Annotated in this window: 4 protein-coding genes and 1 pseudogene; 2 read left to right on the top strand and 3 right to left on the bottom strand. The window is 39.2% G+C overall.

Going from position 1 to position 6,287, the window contains the following annotated elements:
• Positions 1–76: 76 nt before the first annotated feature.
• Together NO346_RS11995 and NO346_RS11990 are read right to left on the bottom strand one after the other, a co-directional pair.
• A pseudogene (locus tag NO346_RS11995) lies at positions 77–760 on the bottom strand (MBL fold metallo-hydrolase); the annotation flags it as partial.
• Positions 761–942: 182 nt separating this feature from the next.
• A complete protein-coding gene (locus tag NO346_RS11990; RefSeq protein WP_256415296.1) occupies positions 943–1,578 on the bottom strand; it encodes a peroxiredoxin in 636 nt (211 codons plus the stop codon).
• Positions 1,579–1,915: 337 nt separating this feature from the next.
• On the opposite strand from NO346_RS11990, the gene secA reads away from it, so the two are divergent.
• On the top strand, positions 1,916–4,651 hold the full coding sequence (secA, locus tag NO346_RS11985) for a preprotein translocase subunit SecA (RefSeq protein WP_256415295.1): 2,736 nt from the start codon (positions 1,916–1,918) through the stop codon (positions 4,649–4,651).
• Positions 4,652–4,796: 145 nt separating this feature from the next.
• On the top strand, positions 4,797–5,201 hold the full coding sequence (locus NO346_RS11980; RefSeq protein ID WP_256415294.1) for a hypothetical protein: 405 nt from the start codon (positions 4,797–4,799) through the stop codon (positions 5,199–5,201).
• A gap of 54 nt (positions 5,202–5,255) precedes the next feature.
• Here NO346_RS11980 and lpxO read toward each other — a convergent pair whose 3' ends face one another.
• The gene (lpxO, locus tag NO346_RS11975; protein ID WP_256415293.1) at positions 5,256–6,161 is read right to left on the bottom strand and encodes a lipid A hydroxylase LpxO; all 906 of its coding nucleotides are present in this window, start codon (positions 6,159–6,161) and stop codon (positions 5,256–5,258) included.
• Positions 6,162–6,287: the final 126 nt, after the last annotated feature.

Below are 6,287 nucleotides of genomic sequence, written 5' to 3'. Positions count from 1 at the left end.
TGACAATTTTATATACTCCATAAACCCTTTAAATTAATTAGGTGGTTTATGTCGCACTTCAAGTTTTACTCTGCCAACGTTCAGTAAGATCTAAGGCTCTCAATTTGTTTTTTGGATTGAGTTCTAAATGGGTGTAATACGCATCGCCACAGAATAAAATCCAGCCTTCAGCTTTTTTAATTGCAATACCACAATGTCCAGCAGTATGACCAATCAATGGAATCATTAATATTTCATCTTGGAAAAAAGGAAGACCTTGAACCCTTTTTAAATTAAACCAAGCTTCACCATTTGTATGTTCAGCAAAATTCCAATGACGATGTTGTTTAAATTGTTCAGTTTTATAACGAAGTTTACCTTTGGCTGTTAATGTCTGTGTTGCATTAAACTCAGAAGCTAAAATATGCACGGTTGCATTAGGAAAATCTGAGATACCACCTGCATGATCAAAATCAAGATGTGTGACAAAGATATGTTGCACATCTTCAGGGCGTAAACCTAATTTTTGAATTTGTTCGATGGCACTTAATTTGAGATTGGGCACAATCGAACCAAATTGAGTCAGTAATGAACCTAGGCGTTGTTCAGTATGCAAATAGTCCTGTGTACCTAAGCCTGTATCAATTAAAACTAGACCTCGATCAGTTTCAATAAGTAGGCAATGACAAACTAGATGTGCTTTCCAGCCTTTCTGTCCAAATAGGGGAGCACAAACAGGGCAGAAGCTTCCGCAATGGAGATGATGGATGTTATAAATCATCGTGATTGTTATTCTATTTTGAAGAGAATTATTTTTATAACGTATCGACTAAAAAATACCAACAAGTTTTTATTTTGCGATTTAAAAAGCCTATCGGGTCGATAGGCAATAGAGTTTGTTATTCAGATTCAATATTTTTACTGTTCGACTTGCGTTCGTAACGAGCGTTGCTCGTTTGATCCTCACTCAGGTTGTGGTGTTAAACGTAGGTAAGGTTTCACTGCGGTATAGCCTTGAGGAAAACGTTGTTTAATTTCTTCTTCATCTTTCAACGACGGTACAATGACGACATCTCCGCCATGTTGCCAATTTGCAGGTGTTGCGACTTTATGTTTATCTGTTAGCTGTAATGAATCAACCACTCGCAATACTTCATTAAAGTTACGACCTGTTGAGGCTGGATAAGTAATAATCAAGCGGACTTTTTTATTCGGATCAATAATGACCAATGAGCGAACAGTTAAGGTCTCACTCGCATTTGGGTGGATAAAACCATATAGTTCTGAAACTTTACGATCTTTATCTGCAATAATTGGAAAGTTGACCGTAGTATTCTGTGTTTCATTAATATCTTGAATCCAGCTTTTATGCGATTCAACATCGTCGACTGAAAGTGCAATTGCTTTGACGCCACGCTTTGTAAATTCATCTTTCAGTTTGGCGGTAAAGCCAAGCTCAGTGGTACAAACTGGGGTGAAATCCGCTGGATGTGAGAATAAAATGCCCCAGCTGTCACCTAAAAATTGATAAAAATCAATATGACCGTCGCTAGAGTCTTGTTGGAAATTCGGGGCGATATCACCTAAACGTAATGTCATTTAATTAGTCCTCAATACATTATTGATGTTTTATGTGTGTATTTAATATGCAGGAATAGCTTTATAAATAAAATTATTGTTTTTTCATTTTGTTATGAGAATTTAAGATAATTGAATGTGGTGAAGCTAAAAAATTGATCATAAATTCACACGCAAAGCGATGTAAGTTAAATCCAAATTTGCTACATTAACGCTCTTTAGTTGTGTAATGTCAGAATCGCCTCGCAGTTTTTTTACCTGTTTGGATGCAAAGCCCTTGTAGTTCTTATTTCTGACTCCATAATAACAGCTAAGAAAAAATTACTTATTTAAACAAACAGGATTAGAGAGTTTATTCATGTTGGCAAGTCTGATCGGAGGTATCTTCGGTACAAAAAATGAGCGTGAGCTCAAACGCATGCGTAAAATTGTTGAACAAATTAATGCGCTTGAACCGACGATATCTGCTCTTAGCGATGCAGACCTCTCTGCAAAAACTCCAGAATTCAGACAGCGTTTTAGCAACGGTGAAAGTTTAGATAAATTGATGCCTGAAGCCTTTGCAGTCTGCCGTGAAGCAGCAAAACGGGTTATGGGTATGCGTCACTATGATGTGCAGTTGATTGGTGGTATTACCTTGCATGAAGGTAAAATTGCTGAGATGCGTACAGGTGAAGGTAAAACCCTCATGGGTACTTTGGCTTGCTATCTCAATGCATTGAGTGGTCAAGGTGTTCATGTGATTACGGTGAATGATTACTTGGCACAACGTGATGCTGAGTTGAATCGCCCATTATTTGAATTTTTAGGTCTCAGCATTGGCGTGATTTATTCAATGCAAATGCCAGCCGAAAAAGCTGAAGCTTATTTCGCCGATATTACTTACGGTACCAACAACGAATTTGGTTTCGATTATCTACGTGACAACATGGTATTTTCTCTACAAGAGAAAAAACAACGTGGCTTAAGCTATGCGATCATCGATGAAGTTGACTCAATCTTAATTGATGAAGCACGTACACCATTGATTATTTCAGGTCAAAGTGAAGATTCATCGCATTTATATCAGTTAATCAATAGCATTCCTCCAACATTAAAACCTCAGAAAGAAGAAAAAGTGGCTGATGGCGGACACTTCTGGGTTGATGAGAAACAACGCTCAGTTGAAATGACTGAGGTTGGTTACGAGACTGTTGAGCAAGAGTTAATCCGTATGGGATTACTTGCTGAGGGTGAAAGTCTTTATTCTGCTGCGAACCTAAATCTGGTTCACCATGTCACTGCTGCGATTCGTGCGCATTATCTCTATCAAAAGAACGTTCACTATATTATTGGCATTAATCCACAGACTCAAAAAGAAGAAGTGATTATTGTGGATGAGAGCACGGGTCGTACCATGCCTGGCCGCCGTTGGTCGGAAGGTCTGCATCAGGCCGTTGAGGCCAAAGAGAACATGGAAATTCAGCCTGAGAACCAGACGCTGGCAACCACAACATTCCAGAACTATTTCCGTCTATATAAAAAGCTTTCAGGTATGACGGGTACTGCCGATACTGAAGCTTCTGAAATGAAAGAAATTTATGGTTTGGATGTAGTACTAATTCCAACGCATCGTCCGATGGTGCGTAAGGATCACAACGACTTAATTTATTTAAATCGTAACGGTAAATACAACGCAATTATCGAAGAAATTACCAATATTCGTAAGCAGGGTGTTGCGCCGATTCTGATCGGTACAGCAACGATTGAGGCGAGTGAAATTTTATCTGCAAAATTATTACAAGCAGGTATCCAACATGAAGTTCTCAACGCCAAACAACATGAGCGTGAAGCAGATATTATTGCGCAAGCAGGTAGCCCAAATGCCGTCACGATTGCAACCAACATGGCGGGTCGTGGTACGGATATTTTGCTGGGTGGTAACTGGAAAGCAAAACTTGCCAAAATTGAAAATCCTACCCCTGAAGACGAAGCTCGTTTACAAGCACAATGGGAAAAAGATCACGAAGATGTGTTAAATTCTGGTGGTTTACATATCATCGGTTCGGAACGTCATGAATCTCGTCGTATTGATAACCAGCTTCGTGGTCGTGCAGGTCGTCAAGGTGACCCAGGTGTATCACGCTTCTATTTATCACTTGAAGATGATTTGATGCGTATCTTTGCGGGCGATCGTGTCGTTGCGATGATGCGTGCAATGGGCTTGCAAGAAAATGAAGCCATTGAGCACAAAATGGTGAGTCGTTCGATCGAAAATGCGCAGCGCAAAGTTGAAGCACGTAACTTTGATATTCGTAAAAATCTATTGAAGTACGATGATGTAAATAATGAACAACGTAAAATTATTTACTCACAACGTGATGAGATTTTGGCAGAAAGTACATTACAAGATTATATCGAAGAGATGCATAAAGAGGTGATGAAAGGGGTAATTGCGAACTTCATTCCACCTGAATCAATTCATGATCAGTGGGATATTCAAGGTCTAGAAAATGCACTACGTACAGATCTAGGTATTGAGCTTCCTGTTCAGCAATGGCTTGATCAAGATCGTCGTTTAGACGAGGAAGGCTTGGTCGCACGTATCTCTGACGAAGTAATTGCACGTTATCGTCAACGCCGTGAGCAAATGGGTGATGAGTCCGCTGTAATGCTTGAACGTCACTTTATGTTGAATTCACTTGATCGTCATTGGAAAGATCATTTAGCAGCGATGGATTATTTACGTCAAGGGATCCATTTACGTGGCTATGCTCAGAAAAATCCTGAGCAAGAGTATAAGAAAGAAGCGTTTAATTTGTTCGTGAATATGCTGGGTATTATTAAATCAGATGTTGTAACTGATCTATCTCGCGTTCATGTACCAACAGCAGAAGAGTTGGCTGAATTAGAAGCTCAGCAACAACGTCAAGCTGAATCTATGCGTCTTTCTTTTGAACATGATGATGTTGATGGTTTAACAGGTGAAGTGACGATTTCTGAAGAGAGTGGTAGCTTATCTGGAAATGCAGTATTTCCAGTACCAGAAAGCCGTAATGCGCCATGCCCATGTGGTTCAGGTTTAAAATATAAACAATGTCACGGTAAAATTTAAAATTTTGACTTAGTTTGTATTCAAATGAAAAGCAGAGCATTTGCTCTGCTTTTTTACGAGAAGTAACTTGTGTTTAGAGCAACTTTGTAGTTTTATTATGAGAATTATCCTCCTTAATTGGATTCGCATTAAAAGCGGGAAGACAATGAAAAAGCCATTACAACTTTTAATTTTAGCGAGTGCTGCATTATCCGGCGTTGCACTTGCAGATAACGTTCCTCAAACGACTACGGTCGATAAAGTGCTTGCAGCAAAAGGGGCGACTACTGCTGAGGCGCAGGTTAAACGTGAAGTTACTACTGTGATTAGTCCACGTACAGGTATTCGTTATACTCTCGGTGATACAGGTAATCGTCCAATCGTGTTACAAACTGCGGCAATTGCACCAGCAAATTCTGCCAATATTAATCGTATCGTGGCATCAAATCCTGCTTTGTCTGCTAAGAGTCAGGAAAAAGCCAAGATTGCCCTGATTGGTGAGGTTGCGGTTCAGGCGGCAGATATGGCGGCCCAAACAGCCAGTGCTCAAGCACCTCAGACAAATCAATAATATTGTTTGGCAATAAAAAAGAGATGCTCAGCATCTCTTTTTTTTAATCAGTTTTTATAAAAAGCTAGGTAAAAGTATTAGACCAATAATGATTGCAAACATCAGCCATTTTGCAAGATAGTAAACTTTACGATTACGTTGTTTTAAACCACGACCATAGTGATGTACAGCATAGCCATACTTGAAAATTCGATTGATAAAACCAGTTTTATCTTGATCATCATTGGGTGAACTTGCAGCAGACATCACGTTTCGTCCGAACCAATGATTTACTTTCTGTGCCCAACCCCATTTCATTGGACGTTCAATATCGCAGAATAAAATAATACGTGTTTCATCTGTTTGATTATGTGCCCAATGGACATAAGTTTCATCAAAAACAGTGGCTTCACCATCTCTCCAAGAATAACGCTCCTGATCGACTTCAATGAAACAGTCATCGCTATTCGGTGTGACTAAACCTAAGTGGTAGCGAACAGAGCCCGCATAAGGGTCACGGTGTTTACCAAGATAACTACCAGATGGTAATTCAGTAAACATGGCTGCTTTTACTGAAGGAATATTTTCCAACAGAGCGACTGTTTTAGGGCAGAGTTGTTGTGCTGATGGGTGGCTATCTTGATACCATTTCAGATAAAAGCGTTTCCAACCGCGTTTAAAAAAAGTATTAAAACCAGCATCATTATTTTTTTCTGAAGCTTTAATTTGATTTTGAAGTTGGATCGCTTCTTCTCGAATCACTTGCCAGTTATCTTGTAATGGTTTCAGTTCTGGGAACTGCGCCACATCAAAGAACGGTTGGTTTGGCAGTTTAGAGAAACCAGTCATAAACATGTTAACTGGGGCTAGGAATGTAGAATGGTCGAATAATTGTCGAGATGCTTTTAATCGTTCCTTGCCACGATAATAAGTGTATAGGAAGCTGACTAAAAATACGGCAACGATAATCACTGCGTACATATATACAGTCGTCTAAAAAATAGGAGGGAAGTATTTTAGCACAAAAAATATTTTGCAGAATGTTGTTGTTAGAACAAGTGTAAAAGGCTTGAAATTGCCCGATAAATGGTTATCGGATGATTAATT

The sequence above is a fragment of the Acinetobacter sp. 5862 genome, from assembly GCF_024494585.1.
Classification (GTDB): Bacteria; Pseudomonadota; Gammaproteobacteria; order Pseudomonadales; family Moraxellaceae; genus Acinetobacter.
This window is presented reverse-complemented; position numbering and strand designations above follow the sequence as displayed.

What these genes read in the sequence shown, in the direction of transcription:
- NO346_RS11990 (WP_256415296.1), bottom strand. Translation starts at nt 1,578, where the DNA reads ATGACATTACGTTTAGGTGATATCGCCCCGAATTTCCAACAAGACTCT.
- secA (WP_256415295.1), top strand. Translation starts at nt 1,916, where the DNA reads ATGTTGGCAAGTCTGATCGGAGGTATCTTCGGTACAAAAAATGAGCGT.
- NO346_RS11980 (WP_256415294.1), top strand. Translation starts at nt 4,797, where the DNA reads ATGAAAAAGCCATTACAACTTTTAATTTTAGCGAGTGCTGCATTATCC.
- lpxO (WP_256415293.1), bottom strand. Translation starts at nt 6,161, where the DNA reads ATGTACGCAGTGATTATCGTTGCCGTATTTTTAGTCAGCTTCCTATAC.